This is a genomic window from Xenorhabdus littoralis (assembly GCF_033949345.1).
In the GTDB taxonomy this organism is placed as follows: Bacteria; Pseudomonadota; Gammaproteobacteria; order Enterobacterales; family Enterobacteriaceae; genus Xenorhabdus; species Xenorhabdus littoralis.
This window is the reverse complement of sequence record NZ_VCDP01000102.1, coordinates 1-688: the sequence shown is the minus strand read 5'-3', so window position 1 is coordinate 688 and position 688 is coordinate 1. Positions and strand designations below refer to the sequence as shown.

Genomic DNA, 688 nt, shown 5'->3' with positions numbered 1-688 from the left:
GGTTTATCGGAATAAAAAGAATGGTAAAGATAGGTGGTGGTCAAACTGAGAACGATTAATAATGCGAAGATTAAGCCACCGTGCCATCGGACTATTCGTTGTAGCAGACTCATTCTACACCTCATCCTGAAGAACTATCCTGAATAGTGGGTGTGGAAGATAACATTTTCACACCCTCTTTGGTTTGTGCTATCTCCTGCTTACCACGGCGTGGCAATCGCCAATGTGATCAAATACCGTTCTTCATCTGGATGCCGATCATCTTTAAAACGAGCCAAATTCAGTTTAATCTGATACTGATCATCTGCTTGCCAATAAGTCGTTCCTGGGGCTTTCATATGGCGAAGATTATCGTGTAATTCTGGGGTATTCACCAAGGGATGATACCCTTTAAGAAGTCCCCAACCTGCTTTACTCCATTGATCTTGTAAATCCAATACAATTTTGATCGCATCGTCATAGAGCAATGGCTCGATTTGTGGAGAAATCCGCACACTAGTGATGACGTCATTCGCGTATAGGACAGCAAAGAATCGGGCTGGAGGGGTAACAAACCCATATTTCGGGTCGGTAAAGCGTAAACGGGCATCTGTTTTTGGAATATTATGCCAAATTTTACCCGGAAGGTGCGGATCAATAGCGGCACTGGAACGCTGTCGCATATCCTCGTAAGGTTCACCAATCACCA

Annotated in this window: 1 protein-coding gene; it reads right to left on the bottom strand. The window is 44.0% G+C overall.

Features of this window, described 5'->3' with window-relative positions; genetic code table 11:
• Positions 1 to 200: 200 nt before the first annotated feature.
• Positions 201 to 688 (bottom strand): hypothetical protein (locus FE394_RS17505; RefSeq protein WP_319927634.1); only part of this gene is annotated, 488 nt, incomplete at its 5' end.